Here is a 15787-nt window from a genome sequence, read left to right on the forward strand (position 1 = left end):
TTCGTTAGTCACGTTAAGTGCCTTTGGTGTCCAATTTTGAGCGCAGCAAGAATCCTTGCACTTAGCTGTATTCTAAAGTTTTGGAGATACTCATAAAATGCAAGATTTATTGGATCAGCTACAAGCCTCTGGCTGTCAACGACCAAAGCACGGCTGCGCCAGTAGTGCGCTCAAAAATATAGGCTCCTAACTTGTTTGACAGCAGTATCCCATAAGGGCCGTACCCGTCTTGACCCGGAACGACCCATTGACGGGCTAGGGTGGGTTGCTGGAAAACACCACCTTGGGCGACGCATCAGTCAGACGGTTCAGCCGGGCTGGATATTATGATTAATCCTGAACAGGTTATCCGGATCGTATTGCCCCTTGATCTGCGCCAGTTTCTTGCCGTTAGCGCCATAAGCACCGGACATATGGTCGGCCTCATCCGCCGGCATGAAATTGACATACGCGCTTCCCGTTGAATGCGGCGTCATACGGTCATAAAGTGCGCGTGCCCACGCGATACAGGCGTCGTCCTTGGCGGGGTCTTCCCACCGAGTGTGCACATTCATGATGAAATGCGCCGATCGTTCCGGATACGCCGTTGCATCGGGGGCTACACGGGCCATTGCACCGCCGACATGAGCGATGAAAACCTCGGATGCCGGATCAGGCAGGGTCGCAATCCCTTCAAGTAGCTCCGAGATCGCTTCGGCGGGCAAGGTGCTGAAATCATGACTTTTCCAATAGTTCCGCGCGCCCTCCGTCAACAGCGGGTCAAACGCCGCCTGCCAGTCGACAAACGCATGGGGTGAGATCACATCCGCGATTGGTTCGCCAAGGCTGCGCAAACCTGCAAGGGCCGCTTCGCCATCTGCTATCGGGCCTGCATAGCATGCCGCAAAAATCAGCACCTCGCGCCCGTGCCATTCTTCGGGCAGAAAGGGGAGAGGAGGGGCTTTTCGCATCACGCTCCAGACGGTCAGCTCGTCTGGCGCAGTGTCGGCTATGCGGGCGTATTCCACCAGCAGGCCGGACGCTTCCTCAATCGGGTGGACCACAAGCCCCGATAGGACCTCGGGTCCAAGCGGGTGCAATTGAAACTCAAACGAGGTCACCACGCCAAAATTACCGCCCCCACCGCGAATGGCCCAAAACAGATCAGGGTGGCTGCTGTCTGACGCAGTCACAATGGATCCGTCTGCCGTGATCACTTCGGCGGATATCAAATTGTCGATGGTCATGCCGAATTTGCGAGTCGTCCAGCCGAATCCCCCGCCAAGGGTCAGGCCCGCGATCCCCGTGGTGCCATTGATCCCAACCGGCACCACCAACCCATGCGCCTGTGTTTCGCGGTCAACATCGGCCAGTACAGCACCAGGTGCCACGCGTGCCGTTCTGGTGTGTGGATCAACATGAACCGACCGCATATGCGACAGGTCAAGCATGACCGCATCATCGGCAACAGCGTGACCTGCAATCTGGTGACCACCGGACCGAACAGACATAATCAGCCCGGTCTCACGAACGAAATTCACTGCCTTTTGGACGTCGCTGGCACCGAGGGCACGGATAACAAAACCTGGGCGTCTGTCGACGATACTGTTCCAGGTTACGCGCGCTGCATCATAGTCCGGGCTGCCGGGCAAAAAGACCGACCCTCTGAGCGATGCGTCCAGCGAGTCCAGAGCGGACTGGTTAACGGTGGCCGAGTGACCATCCAACGTTCTTAGATCAAACATGAATGAAAACCTTCCGTGAATAGGGAGGATTTCTTGTCCGACTGCCTCACTACGGTTGCATAGGCTTAGCGCTCACCTGTTTCCGGCGATACCGCGCAGTGACCGCGTCAGGCAAAGATACCTGGGTCGATCTTGTCCACGGGCGTGATGACGTCCGCAGGTATATTGAGCCGCTCAGCTGCCCGTCGCAGGCTTTCTTCATCGGGCGCTTCATAGAGGCAGTAAGTCTTGCGTTTATCGGCGCTGAGAAATGAGAAAATCCATTCAACGCCAGTGTCATCGTTTATTTCTTTGATGTGAATCTTGTCGTCGTCGCTGATATCAAGCTGTTCGGCGAAATTCCGTTCTATAATATACCTAGGCATATGCACCCCCCAGAGCATGCAGACAGGCTGTTAACTCACCGGTCCTTCTAGTTTTGACCTTAGGGAAACCATACCCAATTTCTGTGCTGTTGCCAACGCATCTGCTTCCAGAACCAGCGCTTGCTCATGATCCTGCTTGCGACCCCGCTGTCTTAAAGCCCGCGCAAAGGCCGCTTTGCTGTGTGCAATCCAGGGCGGGCAGACCATGGCTGTGTCGATCTCAATGGCTTTTGTGAACATATGTTCGGCGGTTGGCCAATCACCCAACACGGCAGACAGACTACCCAGCCGCCGTGCGGCCGAACCTGTGCATACGGTCGTCGCCCCCGCCGTTATCGTCATATCCTCGAACGGCGACAGCATATCCCGCAATGTCTGTGCATGTGGCTTATTGTCAACAGCAACGCAGATATCCGCCAGATAAGACAATGTTGTCGAATACATCGCATCAAGTGGCAGTGTGAAACCATTCTCTGCAATCTCGTTCAGAATACGTTCTGCGGGCTCCTTATAGCCAAGTTCAGCCGCAATCAGGCCGAAACCGGGTCTCCAGGCCTGATCCCCTGGGCTGTCGGACATGAGTTGCTTGATGACGGGTGCAACCTCGTGCAATCGGTTCTGTTCGCGGCGGATGGTGAACATCTGAACCCCAAAAACACCCTCGACATGTTTGCCATGCGTTTGCCTGCCAATTCGGACAGCCTCATTTGCGAATTTTTCGGCCTGCTCGAACTCGCCATCCATGATCGAAACCATTGCGCGCGCGTGGGTCTGTACCCAGTAGAGATGCCTGTGATTGTCCTTTTGAGAAATCTCGGTCAGCAAGTCCAACGAATTGTCCATCAACGCTCTGTCGGCCATTTCTGCACCAACAAACAAGCTGAGCGTTCGATCGCGGCCCTGATCGATCGAGCCCAGTTTTTCGGCCACCGCGTGCATGGCTTCAAGGTTTTCACGCCAATTGCGTGCCTCATGTGCGCGACGTGCGATAAACGGCGCACCAAATTGCGTCATCATGACAGAAAACTGGGCCTTGTTGTCACCGAGCCGCGCAGCCAGCTCCATCGATTGCTGGCCAAAACGCGCGCCTTCAGCGTGCTGACCTATGAACATGCAGGCCCGCGCCAGTTGACTTAGAAGCCGGCATTTTCGAACCTCATCCCGTTCGGGCAGGTTTTGCAACGCGTCCATACAAAGATCTATGGCTTCGCTATGCCGTTGACCTGACATCATGCAGGCATCAGCAAAGTATTCGGCGACATCTGCTGCCAATTTCACATTTCCGATTGCACGGGCGGCGTCTGATGCCTTTTTGAGAATGCTGATCCCTTCTTGCAGCCGACCAACGCTGTCCAGGCTTCGCCCGATCAGAACTTGCCCGCGGATCGATTCAACCGAATTCTCACCCCCCAGTTTTCGTGCCGCGTTCAAGGCTTCTTTTGCATTTGCCATCGCTTCGTGACTTGCAGAGCGCGCCAAGGCCATTTCGGTGGCAGATTGCCAGCGTGGAAAGGCGGCTGCCCAATCTTCGGCCTGCGTCAGGTGATGCGCAACAAGTTCCGGGCGGCGCGCAATCTCGGCCCCGCGCAGGTGTATCAAGGCGTTGGCCACTGCCGCATGCTGTGTGCGACGTGTGCTGCTGAGCATCGATTGATAAGCGGTATCGCGGATCAGGGCGTGGCGAAAAACAAAATGATCCTTGTTGTGTCCGCTTTCAAATATCAGTCCGGATTTACAAAGTTCATCCAACCCGGCTTGCATGGTGGTCGCATCGGCACCCATGGCAGCTTGCAGCAATGCAGGTTCAAACTCACGACCGATTACGGCCCCTGTCAGAGCAACTTGTTTGGCTCCGGATGAAACGGCGTCCAACCGCGCCATCAAAGCACCTTTAAGTGAGGAGGGCACAGCGATCTGCCCTCGACCGTCCGAGGCCATGACGGCGCGAGTCAGCTCTTCGACAAACAGGGGTACGCCATCTGTCTTTTCGACAATCAGATCCACCAGATGATCGTCAGGCTCTTTCCCCAAGATGTTTCGGATCAAATTGGCAACATGACCCGTATCGAACCGGCGCAAATTCAACGTCTGTACGTGGGCATCCCCGTCGCCACGTTCCAGATCCCATCCCGGGCGATGCGTAATCAGCATCAAGAGGGGCAAATCGGCACATATGGACTTAAACCGATGCAGCAACGCACTGGTTGAAGGGTCAATCCAATGGGCATCTTCGACACATAAGATAACTGGACGAACGACCGAGCGCGCTTTGACTGCGTTGATCAGGGTCTGAATTGTCATGTCCCGCTGTTCCTGTGGCGACAGGCTTAGCACTTCTTGCGCCAACTCACTGCCGGGGGCGACCAGTGCTGCAAACACTGGCAGCACATTGTCCAGCTCGATCCCCGGTCGGGTTTCCAACATGGCGCGAACATGGTCCAGAACCTGATCATCCTCGTAGTCCGGGCCAACACCGGCATCCTGCGAAATACGCTCCGCGACCGGATGAAACGGGCTGCTGGTCATGTAAGGCGAACAATTCAGCCGTATGATGTCTGCCTCAGCCTCGATTTCGGGTTCCGTCAAAAACTCTTCGGTCAGACGTGACTTGCCGATGCCGGCCTCGCCCGCAAGCAATACAACTTCACCAAACCCACCCTTTGCGCGTTGCCAGATCTGGTGCAGAATGCCCTTTTCAGAGTCCCGCCCGATCAGAGTGCTGCTGGCATCATCATGATGTACGGCGCGAAAGCGGCTTTCCGCGCTCCGCTCTGCCACGACCTTCAACAGGGTACGGGGGCTGTCGAAGCCTTTCAGCGAAACGCTTCCCAAGGATGAGAACTTGAAAATGCTGTGCAGTGCAGCTTCGGTTTCTTCTTTCGGAACAACAATCGTGTTTGGTGCTGCTTTTTCTTGTATCCGGGCCGCCAGGTTCAGAATTGGCCCTGTCATTGCGCCTTCTTCATAGGTGTTCTCACCGATCGTATCCCCTACGACAACATCGCCGCTGGCAATGCCGACCCGCGCAGAAAGAGGTTCGCCATCAGGGGTATGCAAGGCCTTTACCCGCTCTACCGCATCCAGCGCCGCCTTTACGGCGCGAATGGCGTGATCTTCGTAGGCCCGGGGCCAGCCGAAGAAAACCAATAATCCGTCGCCTAGGTATTTTGCGACGTAGCCGCCGTATCTCGTAACCGCGCCGGCCACTGCATCTTGATAACTTTGTAAGAGAACACGCATGTCTTCAGCGTCAAGTCGGTTCGTCAATTCGGTCGACCCCACCAGATCGGCGAACAGAACGGTCAGATGGCGACGTTCCGCAACCGAAGAGTGCTGCGTCTCTGGGCGTACGGACGTATTGTCAGCCTCGGTAGGCGAGGGCGAATCGACATCAAAACCCTGCAACGCGGCCAACAGGATTTTTCGGTGCCCCAGCGATACACCGATTTCGCGCAGGTCATCATTGGTCAAAAGGGGCAGCACACGCGCGTCGATGTCGTTGCGGGCAAATGCGTCCGCATATTGCTCCAACCCGTGTTCTTTCAGCCAGTCTTCTACGTTAGAACCCATAAAGGGATCATGCGAAGGAATGGGGTTTGGATCAAGGTCAGGCAAGTCCATACGCAGGGTCGGACTTCCTTAGTGATGGTTCGGACGATCCAGATCGTGCCGAACTCGGGCATAGGCCTGGGCCATGGCGGTCAGCGTATGGGGCGGGCAGCCAATCGTCTGCAGGCACGAGGCGTCGATAACGCGCAGCCGTCCGCTAAAGGCAGACTCGACAACATCGTCAACGCCGCTGTGATCGGCACCCAACGTCAGCCTGTGGTAATGAAAGCCCTGACCCGGTGCCGTTTGGCCCAGTTTAGTGCGAACTCCATGAGCAGTAAGCCAATCCTGGAACTGCCGAAGGGTTGGGTCTGGTTCTTTGTCCAGCGTTGGTGTTGCCTCGGTCTGGCTGGCCTTGGGGCAGTGTCGGAACTGTACCTGGGTCTTCGGAGTCCACAGACGGATCGGTTGCACAAAGTCGAATATCCGGCCAATCCGCCGCCCGCGGAAGTGCGGACCCAGCCCGAAATTTGTCGTTAGCAAACTGATCGGGGCCTGCGAAACCGCATAGACCGAGGCAAACAGATCGCAGCGCCCGCCGTTCTTCATCGTGACGGTCAGAGCATTGAAGTTCCCGTTGTTTGCATAGCTGTACGTCGGCCCAAGAATACGGTCGAGCCGGAAGCAGTTTATGGTGTACGGAGCGTGATCGCGAAATCCGATCTCTGACACCTCTGGGATGCTTCGGGCCAAGGCGGCGGCTGTTCCCAGGACACCCGCTGCCAGAAACACGCGTCGTGCAAGCACCTGGGTGCCTCCGCCAAGGTCGAGGCGCAGGTAATCTTGTTCAGCTTCGATCTGCTGCACGCGGCCGGACAGAACTTCGACACTCGTGATCTCTTGCAGGCGCTTTTCGATGGCTAGCGCCATGGCGTTTAGCTGACTGTCCGGCGCATCCTTGGTTCCAACCAGCAGGCGAGGGGCGCTGGCTTCAAAATCGCTATCCAGGCTTTTTTGTTGCGTACCACCTATAACCTCGAGATCCGCCTGAACTGCATCGCACGCAGCTTTGTAAGCTTTCCAGGTTTTCAGGAACAGGCTCTGGCCCCATGGGTCGTCGCTGCCGTAAACTTGCAACTGCTTGCCCCAGTAGTTAGCCAGACCACCCACCTCGGCGGCGGCATACATGGGGGGTGCATCACCGGATACCGGTAAGCGATCCGCCAAACAGGCCGGTTTTTGCCGCTCAAAAGCCACTGAAACTACTTTTGCAGGGCCGCCCTTTAGCGGGTCCGGCGTCGCGCCGGTTATGACAGCCACCGACCCCGAGAAGCTCCGTAACGCGGTCAGCGCGGCGTACCCCGCCGGCCCTGCGCCTATCAATGCAACATCAAAAACGCGCATCGCTTAACCTATTGCCCCTACAACTGAGTCGCCTGGTCACAGTTGTGATTGCGGTTCGTTCATTACTGGGGTGAAACGGGGCATATCTGATTGAAATCAGCACCGGACAAGCGCGTTTTGGTAAAACCGAAGCAATATTTCGCATTCTGGACAAGGATGTTTGGGACCGAACCCGGCGGGCTGAGCATCTTGTTTTTTGCATTACAGACAGAGACCCTCCGCCAATATGACCCCGGATACCGAGGTCCTTATGAAAGCATCGACACGAATTCCCCGCCGGATGCGAAATTAGCACTCGGGCTGAGCAGGATAAACAAACGCACACATCCCCAAAACAGATAAGACGCAGCAACTGTAGTATTTTGTTCCTATTTTGACTGAGTCCAGCACAAAATTACGCCAGCCCAGTTGCACTGATCAAGCGTAGGCTTTTTTTCCTGCATTATCTTGCCAATTGACCAAGATATGACCGTTCATCAAACGCAGTCTCGTGCAAAACAGGATTGTGGATGAATTGTTTCCGGTGGTTTTGGAAAAGACTGTGGCCGTTAGGTTCGGTGATCCGAAGGACACCGAGGCCCAGTTGGATTGCATGAATCATGGCGATGCTACCGAGCTGTGCGGAAAACGTGTCTTCAGGGCCGGTATCCTGCGCCTCGTGCATCCATCTTCGTCGACAAGGTGCGGCATAACAGCGTGCTGGTGATGGATCAAAGTTAGCGCCATCCTTCGTTGGCCGCGTGACGACGCCAGGGGTATGAAAATATCGAACGGCACTGAGTTGCGCCGGTCCTCGGGTGTTTGCACCAACGATTTGAACCGCGGGCTTGCCTGAAACAACAACCTGCGCGTCTGATCCCGGAATATCTCGGAACAATCCGGCCATCGCGTCGAAATGTCTCCACCCGGCTACATAAAAAACAGTGGTGGTAATCCCAAAGAGGGCGTCCTTGAGGCGATGAAACTCTCAACCAGCGGAAAAACCGATTCCTTGGCCACACCGGGTCTGAGTCCCGGCAACCGTCATCTATTGACTATGAGTCCTGAACCTTACACGGCTGGATATTATTCTATTCATGGTTGATAGGATTGTTTGCAAAGCCAGGTCATCCACCTTCCACTTATCGGAGTCTCTGCCTTAAGCATTTTGGTTTTCTCATTTCGTGTTTTATTCCTATCTGTGCTAATGTCTAAAATAGTGTATATTTTCAGATATTCATTTAAGGTAGTTGACCCGGTGGAAGACCAGTCTGATCGCGTATTCAGGATGCGCCCGCTAGAAAAGGCCGATTTAGAGGTTATCTCTCCTTGGTTTCAAGATATTGAGGATCTTGGCCGATTTGACAGAACATCAAGGGTTCCGCTCAACCTCGCGCAGACCGAGGACGCTTGGCGTGATGCTTTCAATCCCTCTGGCAACAGTGGCAAATGTTGGTTCGTCGTTCAGTCCGAAAGCGGTGAAATTCTGGGAATGAGCGGGCTTGAGGCCATTTCTCCGATCAACCGTGACGCTGTAATTGCGATGTTTGTCGCGAAATCAGCGCGACGGCTGGGTCTTGGGATCAGGGCCACGGCACTGCTTGGGGACTTTGCGTTTCGCCAGCTTGGTCTGAACCGATTGACCTCTTATTACAGGCAGGACAACACGATCAGTCGCGACCTCGTAGAGCGCATGGGATGCCAGGTTGAAGGGGTCTTGCGTCAGGCGTGGTATTCAGACGGAACATTTCACGATATGGTCGTGGTCGGCCTTCTAAGACAAGACTGGATGGACCGGCGCTTGACCCTGGCGAAAGAGCTTAAACCGGACACGGTAGTAACATTCGGGTCATACGGGTGCCCGCTCTGGTCTTGGCCACCACAGGTTGATAAGTTTGACTAAACAAGTTTGACATTATCAAATGCGGATATTGGGGTGTGATTTTGCTCTCAGAATGCAAAAGCACTTTTTGATACAAATTATCGTAGGGTTCAATTGCACCCCCTGAGGCGAGTTATGAATGTGAACACCACGAGTCCGAACTCTTCCATGACGCAGAAACTGGGCGCAGTCTTGTTTGCCGACGTCGTTGGATATTCGCGCCTGATGAGCGAAAATGAGTTGGATACATATAACGCGCTGAAATCATTGATTTCACAACTCGAACAAAGCTGTGCTCGTTTCCAAGGCCGGGTGGTCGAGGTGCGCGGCGATGGCATCCTGGCCCTGTTCGAAACCGCCACCAGCGCCGTTGAATTCGGGATTGAGCTGCACCGCATCGCCAGCCAGCACAACCAGACGCGCCCCGAAACCCAGCGAATCAAGTTTCGTGCAGGCGTCCATTTGGGCGAAATTCTGATCGACGATCGCGGCATTCACGGCGACAATGTAAATATCGCCGCCCGCCTACAGGAAATTGCCGAACCTGAACGGGTATATGTCAGTTCTGCCGTCTACGACCAGGTCTGCAACAGGTTGCGCTATGGCTATGAGTTCCTGGGGCCAAAACAGCTCAAGAACATTCTTGCGCCTGTATCGACCTATTGTGTCCGCAGCGAAGTCGCCGGGGCCACCATGGCGGGAACCATGCGGCCCGGTATGCCCGGCGATATTCTTGAACGCCCGGATACACCTTCGGTCGCTGTATTGCCATTTGCCAGCCACGGCGGGGACGAAACAGACAGCTGGATCGCCGAAGGTCTGACTGATGACATCATCATGAACCTGTCCAAATTCCGCAATCTGTTCGTGATTGCTCGGAACTCATCTTTTTTCTTTAAAACACAGGCTATGCCGCCGAAAGAGGCCGCGCAAAAGCTGAATGTGCGCTATGTCGCTCGTGGCAGCGTGCGCCGTTCGGCCAGTCGCATCCGAATCACCGCAGAACTGGTCGATGCCAGCACTGAGCGGACGATCTGGGGCGAACGGTTTGACCGCAAAATTGACGATATTTTTGATATTTTGGACGAGGTGACGGAATGCATAGTTGCCGCAACTGCAGTGATGATCGAGTCACATGAAAAGCAACGGATGATCCAGTCGGCTCCATCCGACCTTGAGGCATATGGCTCTGTCCTTCAGGGTCAACACCACATTTTCAAATACACAAGAAACGATAACCGAAAGGCGCAGGATTTCTACAAAAACGCGCTTGAACGAGATGAAGGTTATGCGCGCGCTGCAGCCGCTCTGTCACGCACGCTGAACATCGATTGGCGCTATTCCTGGACCGAGGACCCCTCGGACGCCCTCAACCAAGCCTTGACCTTTGCACAACGTGCGATCGAACTCGATCCGACCGATGCACGTGGTTTTGGAGAGTTGGGCTATGTGCACCTTTACCGCAAGGAACATGACGCCGCGATTCAATCGTACCAGCGGGCTTTGGCGTTGAACCCGAATGACGCGGACATGCATTCGGACTTTGCTGATGCTTTGGCGCATTCCGGAGACAACGAAACGGCGATCACGCATATCCAGCAGGCGATGCGCCTGAACCCGTATTTCCCTGACCAGTACCTGTGGCATCTGGGCGGTGCGTATTACAATTTGCGCCGGTACGAAGACGTGATTGAAACCGTCAACAAAATGAACAACCCGACCGAAGGTCAGCGGATGTTGGCTGCCAGTTACGCGCAGCTTGGTCAAACAGAGCTGGCCCGGCAGATCGCAGAGAAACACCGGGCTGTGCACCCCAATTTCTCGCTCAAACGGTGGGGTTCGGTTCTGCCCGACCGGCTCGAGGAAGACACCCAGCACTTTGTCGAAGGTTTGAAAAAGGCCGGATTCTGACAACCCACAAAAAAAGGCGCGTCAATCGCGCGCCCGTTTCTTTTGCTGCGAAGGCCGGGTTCAATCGCCACCGCGCGCCTTGGCACCGCTGACTTTTGCGCCGCTTACCTTAGCGCCACTGACTTTTGCACCGGAAACTTTTGCTCCGCTCACCTTGGCGCCCGAAACCTTGGCTCCGCTGATCGCCGGGCTATCGAAACCGAAATAGATATCCAGCAAGACTTGCTCGAACTGACCGGTCATAACGTCCATACGCATTGTCTGGTCGGCTTTGTCATACCGCCATACCCTGATGTCGTCGGCCATTTGATAATCCGCTGCTGCCACGCCGCCCAAGCCGGGCTCTTGCGGCGCTCGGGAGGCGTGATTGGGCGGTTCATTCGTTTTGGCGACTTCTTCTCCGATGCCATGCACCATAAAAATCACGGGCTCAGGCAAATCGTAGTAAGTGCCCTCAAACGCGAATCCGTAAATCTTTGCAAATCGAGGCTTATCATTACCCTGAACCGCAAACTGCTTATCCAAATGTTTGTTATCGCCCTTACCGCCTTTTGGAACGCGGTTGTAAGTCAAGTCTGATAGCTCACGTCCGTAAATCAGCACTTCAGAAAAACTGAGTAATGTCTCTGCCATAAACTCATCTCCCATCTGCGGGTTCAGCAGTTTGGTCACTGAACCCCCCCTCAATAAGACCCAGCTGTAAACCGGATCAGAAAATCCAAAAAATCATCCCGTTACTAGATGCCATGAAACCGCTTAAAAATAAAGATTTTTCCGTTTCAGTCGGGCACTTGCGTTCGGACCGAATTCGAATGGCTGTCCTCATTGGGGTCGGGCAGGCGCGGACCTGCCGTTGTCAGGCCGATATCGCGCATACGGAAGTTACCTTCGATAATGCGGCGAAAAGCGCCTCCTGTGACCTCCTGATCCACGGCAAGCAAAGCCTTTTCAACCCCGAAATAGCTGAGCATATCCGCGTCCAGCATTTCCCACGCATCTGCCAGATACGACCCAAGGAAATCGCGCGCTTCAAGCAGCGCAATGCGGAATCCTTCAGGATTTTCGGCATAACGCTTGTCAAAAATGCCCTGCATGACGCGGCTGTAATCAGGCGAGCCTTCAAGCTGATCCGACAGGTCTTCTTCCTCGGCGGTGATCAGACCGTGCACCAGTAGCCGTTCGTGATAAATGTCGACAAACACATCGAACATCGCGCCGGTCAAGGGCTCAGAGAGGTCATGCTCGCTGGACCATCCGGCGGCAAAATCCGAAAGTGGGCGATCATTGGCCGCAATGCGTATTTGGGCATTGTCTGAAAGCTCGGCAAATCGGCTAAGGCGATTGAACGTGTAGAGGTTCCCTCGCGTGTTTTCCAGCAGGGCGTCAATCACCGATCCGAAATGCAAAGACGCAAGCAGCGCCACCAGATCTGCTGCGGATTCATGAAACCCATAATATTCGCCCCCGGCATCTCCGTCTGTTGGCATCCCGATCACGCTGTAAACTATGGCGTGGCCGATCTCATGCGCGACGACATCGAAGTTCAGGCTATACGGTCGGTATTCGTTGCCGTGCTCATGTGTTCCCCCGGTTTCCAAAAACCCCCAACCGATATGAGCGTTGTCGAGGCTGGGCAGAAGCGACAGTTCAAGACGGTCGAAGTCACGGGCGAAATGCCATGGGATCGGGCGGTCAAAATATCCCTGCCAGACATCCATCGTGAAATGCGCAGAGCCAAACAGATGCGCGGCCTCAAAGGCGGGGTCTGTCGGGTCGATATGGATAAAATTACCGAACTCATCCGGCATGGCGGGGGGCTGGATATAGCCATCCCAAGGCGGCAGATACATTCCCGGGCCACCCGGTCCCGGCACGATCGCGCCATAGGGTGTCGATTTGCCAACGGGGTTGACCGTGTACATTCGCGGCCCCGATGGCCCCGGCCCGATACTGCCCTGTGGTGCCGAGATTTCGACCAATTCCAACGGGGCATCCGGTTCCAAAAAGGGCGATTGCGGGTAAAGCAAGAACCGGGTTCCGGGTTCTTCCTGTTCGATTTGTTCGGGGTTAGTCACTGAACACCCTCCCGTTGCGTGCCCGTTAAAATCCCTTGCCCTTATTCTGCGGCTCCGGCATCGACACCTTTGTTAGAATACAAAAACTCTGCTTCTATCAGTTCAAACAAGGCGTCGCGCCCAGCCAAACCGAGCGCTTGCGCGTATGCGTCCAAATCATCGGGCACTTCTTGGTCAAGACGATATTCAAAGTACCACATCAGCGCACGAAGACGATCCACCCCCGGCGACCCAATCGGACGTACTGAGCCTTGCTTGCTGGCGGCACGATCCCGCAAGTTTGAGTATTGGCCTGTCCGGCGTAACTCTGACAAGAGTTGCTTCTCGAGTTGACCCGTTCGCGACGCGACAGCGGCCTCGACCCGCGCGGTGTCGGCAAGCATCTCCTCATAGCTTTCGGGGTTCAGGTCGTTTGCCTTGATCCAGCCCATCAGATCTGATCGCCGCGACAGACCTGTATCCGCTCTGTGATCGGTCATCAACCGGACCAAATCGTCGCGCGTCGGAGTATATTGGCACCTAGCCGCATCCTCGCGCGCAAGCACAGCCAGGGCCGCGCGATCCCGGTATCGGGCGTACAGCTCGGGGTTTAGTCGCAACTCGTCAATTACCGATTGGTCAGAGTCCGGCTCACCGGCATCCACCCGTGCACGCAACTCTTTCCACATCAGTGTTGGTTCGGTGCGCGTTGGTTTTGGAAGGGGCAGGGGGGAGGTACTCAGATGGTCGGCCATTCGCGTCAACATTGCACGGGCATCCTCGGCCTTGGCGTCGATACGACCAGTAGGCAACCAATCACGGAATTCCGCCACGCCCGGCAAGTCCTTTACCATTGCGATAATCTCGGCCCAGATACGCTGGCGGTACTGTATCGTTTTGGCTGTGCGCAATATCTCTGCGGCCGTATTAGCTGGCAATAGCCCCGACACTTGCGCCTGTGCCACCGTCGCACGGATCGATACCATCGGTTCGCTAAGCGGCTGGAATCCCAGCTCGGCGGGGCTGTGCAATACCGCGACCTCGTCATCATCCTGTAGAACGCCGGTGTGGTAATCTTCGAAGATGCGCCCAACTCCGATCATCCCGAAATCGGCCAGTTCAGCGGCGCGCAGGGCACCCATGCTGGCGCTGCCAAAAACAGGTATTTCTTGCTCTATGGCCCATAGAATTTCCTTGTGCCAAACCGATGGGACGCCTTCGAAATACCCGTCTATGATCCCAATGGCGGACGGGTTTTGCTGAGCTATGCGGTACACATCACCCTGCCGGACGGGTGGCAGAATAGTCGCGTCCAGATGGCCTGCTACAGTTTCGGGCGAAAGTGTTGGGCCCACGAAAACCACAGCAGTCATGCCAGACCTTCCAGAATACGCAGCGCCCGCGGGCCGGGGACATAGTCCGGATCATCATGCGGTGCCTCAAGCCCGGGAATAACGGCCCGGACCACGGCGACGTCGTATTCCGGGCGCGATAGATCAACTGTCACAACTTGCGAAAGATTCGCTGAGGAAAGGCGCTCCAGTATCAGACCCAGGTCACTTTCAAAGGTCTCGGTCACGTGCGATGGGCAATCGCGAAAGTTTTGATCAGCTTGGGTGCTTTCAATCAGATCACGGACATAACGGCCCCGTTCCATTTTGGCCTGATCAGTGAATTCTTTGGGGTCGAGATCGTCCCGCGCGCCCGAGATATAGGTGAGCCGCGTCTGCGCTGCCTCCGTCAAGGCCCGTAGCAAGGCGATGGCCCGATCCGGGTGGCAACCATCCCCGATGCCAATATGGCCGAATTGTCCACCGCCCTCGCAAATCACGCAGCGAAAGCTGGCGATGCTGATATCCGATGTCGTGTTCCAAAGCCCAATCTCCAACCCGGCTGCGGCCATCATTTCCATGGCCTTTTGGCAACGCGGATCATCAACGCTCGCCGGATCAAGACGCGATTGTTCCGCGCGATGATGCCAGAGCGTTGTCGCATCCCGTTCGATCAGTTCACAGATGGCATGGCAGCTAGCCTCAGTCAGGTTGTTCCCCGAGGCCAATCCGTTGGTCGTGCGGGGGAAGGCCGACTGACCGCCAACCGGAGCGCTGGTATAGTCGGTATCGACCATTTCAAGCGGAACCCAGCACGCCGACCCTGCGCACAGATCGTGCCCCTGTACCCACAACATATTGGCATGCGGATCAAACTGCCGACCTGTCACACGCGGCAGTCCTGCTACGTCAACTACGGTCGTATCCTCGGAAAGCTCGGCATATCTGGCGAGGCGCTGCGGTAGCCGTACGCGTTCTGCATGCCACGACTCGATTGCCTCCATCACGCCCGAGGCTTCAGCGGCGCGCAGGGACAGGCCCTTACCCAAAGAAACCGCAACCGACCGGGAATTGGGTCGGGCGACCATCACCGTCGGTAATCCGATCCGATCCAGACCGGTCAGATTGGCAATACGTGTGATGCCCATTTCCTTCAGAAACGGTTTTACGATTTCCAATGTCTGCTCGGGATCGCGCAACCGATGCGTGTCCAGCACGTATTGCTTTTGCGATCCATCGGGCATGCTACGGGCCTTGTGAATTAATAATTGATCCCGACGTGAAAATACTATCGCCGGTTCAGTCTGTTAGCGTTCAAGATGATGGAACATACCCGTTTGGTCAACTGTTGCGGTATTCAGCTTGGCGACCTCTGGACGTTCTGCGCGTCGCAACAAGACCGTTTCTTTTTCAGATTGGGCGAAGGTCTACTGTCCGATTTCGACTTCTGCGTGCTGCTGATTAGCATGTTCCACACATATTAAAGAGATACGCCTTCAAAAAATTAACATAATCTTCCTTATGAGCAAAAATTTGAAGCAGCAATTCCAAAATCTCAGCCATGAACAATACAGCAGTGTCACTCTGG

The 15787-nt window shown here is 55.3% G+C and carries 10 protein-coding genes; 2 read left to right on the forward strand and 8 right to left on the reverse strand.

What is annotated here, in order from left to right:
• Window positions 1-308: 308 nt before the first annotated feature.
• From AVO44_RS04340 to AVO44_RS04355, 4 genes are all read right to left on the reverse strand, one after another.
• Entirely contained in the window at window positions 309-1724 is a 1416-nt protein-coding gene (locus tag AVO44_RS04340; RefSeq protein WP_068333120.1) for an FAD-binding oxidoreductase, read from the reverse strand.
• Window positions 1725-1831: 107 nt separating this feature from the next.
• The gene (locus AVO44_RS04345) at window positions 1832-2089 is read right to left on the reverse strand and encodes a DUF4242 domain-containing protein (RefSeq protein ID WP_068333996.1); all 258 of its coding nucleotides are present in this window, start codon (window positions 2087-2089) and stop codon (window positions 1832-1834) included.
• A 30-nt stretch (window positions 2090-2119) separates the two neighbouring features.
• Window positions 2120-5710, reverse strand: coding sequence for an ATP-binding protein (locus AVO44_RS04350; RefSeq protein WP_068333123.1), 3591 nt, complete (start codon window positions 5708-5710; stop codon window positions 2120-2122).
• Between the two features lie 18 nt (window positions 5711-5728).
• Window positions 5729-7042, reverse strand: a complete 1314-nt coding sequence (locus AVO44_RS04355; protein WP_068333126.1) for a hypothetical protein — start codon at window positions 7040-7042, stop codon at window positions 5729-5731.
• A 1267-nt stretch (window positions 7043-8309) separates the two neighbouring features.
• Here AVO44_RS04355 and AVO44_RS04365 point away from each other — a divergent pair.
• Window positions 8310-8924 carry a GNAT family N-acetyltransferase gene (locus AVO44_RS04365; protein ID WP_233421915.1) on the forward strand — a complete coding sequence of 205 codons (615 nt, stop codon included), beginning with the start codon at window positions 8310-8312 and terminating at the stop codon, window positions 8922-8924.
• 147 nt (window positions 8925-9071) lie between these two features.
• Window positions 9072-10814, forward strand: a complete 1743-nt coding sequence (locus tag AVO44_RS04370) for an adenylate/guanylate cyclase domain-containing protein (protein WP_233421916.1) — start codon at window positions 9072-9074, stop codon at window positions 10812-10814.
• Between the two features lie 60 nt (window positions 10815-10874).
• On the opposite strand, the gene AVO44_RS04375 is transcribed toward AVO44_RS04370, so the two are convergent.
• From AVO44_RS04375 to AVO44_RS04390, 4 genes are all read right to left on the reverse strand, one after another.
• A complete protein-coding gene (locus AVO44_RS04375) occupies window positions 10875-11486 on the reverse strand; it encodes a hypothetical protein (RefSeq protein ID WP_233421917.1) in 612 nt (203 codons plus the stop codon).
• Window positions 11487-11593: 107 nt separating this feature from the next.
• Window positions 11594-12889 (reverse strand): gluzincin family metallopeptidase, encoded by a 1296-nt coding sequence (locus AVO44_RS04380; RefSeq protein ID WP_068333139.1) that lies wholly within the window; start codon window positions 12887-12889, stop codon window positions 11594-11596.
• Window positions 12890-12930: 41 nt separating this feature from the next.
• Window positions 12931-14241 (reverse strand): TfuA-like protein, encoded by a 1311-nt coding sequence (locus AVO44_RS04385; protein ID WP_068333142.1) that lies wholly within the window; start codon window positions 14239-14241, stop codon window positions 12931-12933.
• A complete protein-coding gene (locus AVO44_RS04390) occupies window positions 14238-15443 on the reverse strand; it encodes a YcaO-like family protein (protein ID WP_068333146.1) in 1206 nt (401 codons plus the stop codon). The genes AVO44_RS04385 and AVO44_RS04390 overlap by 4 nt, the downstream gene beginning before the upstream one ends.
• Between the last annotated feature and the right edge of the window lie 344 nt (window positions 15444-15787).

The organism is Ruegeria profundi, from assembly GCF_001507545.1.
In the GTDB taxonomy this organism is placed as follows: domain Bacteria; phylum Pseudomonadota; class Alphaproteobacteria; order Rhodobacterales; family Rhodobacteraceae; genus Ruegeria; species Ruegeria profundi.

Bases quoted from the DNA above. Each gene is read 5' to 3' on its own strand.
- AVO44_RS04390 (WP_068333146.1), bottom strand. From the start codon at position 15,443: ATGCCCGATGGATCGCAAAAGCAATACGTGCTGGACACGCATCGGTTG.
- AVO44_RS04365 (WP_233421915.1), top strand. From the start codon at position 8,310: ATGCGCCCGCTAGAAAAGGCCGATTTAGAGGTTATCTCTCCTTGGTTT.
- AVO44_RS04385 (WP_068333142.1), bottom strand. From the start codon at position 14,241: ATGACTGCTGTGGTTTTCGTGGGCCCAACACTTTCGCCCGAAACTGTA.
- AVO44_RS04355 (WP_068333126.1), bottom strand. From the start codon at position 7,042: ATGCGCGTTTTTGATGTTGCATTGATAGGCGCAGGGCCGGCGGGGTAC.
- AVO44_RS04340 (WP_068333120.1), bottom strand. From the start codon at position 1,724: ATGTTTGATCTAAGAACGTTGGATGGTCACTCGGCCACCGTTAACCAG.
- AVO44_RS04350 (WP_068333123.1), bottom strand. From the start codon at position 5,710: ATGGACTTGCCTGACCTTGATCCAAACCCCATTCCTTCGCATGATCCC.
- AVO44_RS04345 (WP_068333996.1), bottom strand. From the start codon at position 2,089: ATGCCTAGGTATATTATAGAACGGAATTTCGCCGAACAGCTTGATATC.
- AVO44_RS04370 (WP_233421916.1), top strand. From the start codon at position 9,072: ATGACGCAGAAACTGGGCGCAGTCTTGTTTGCCGACGTCGTTGGATAT.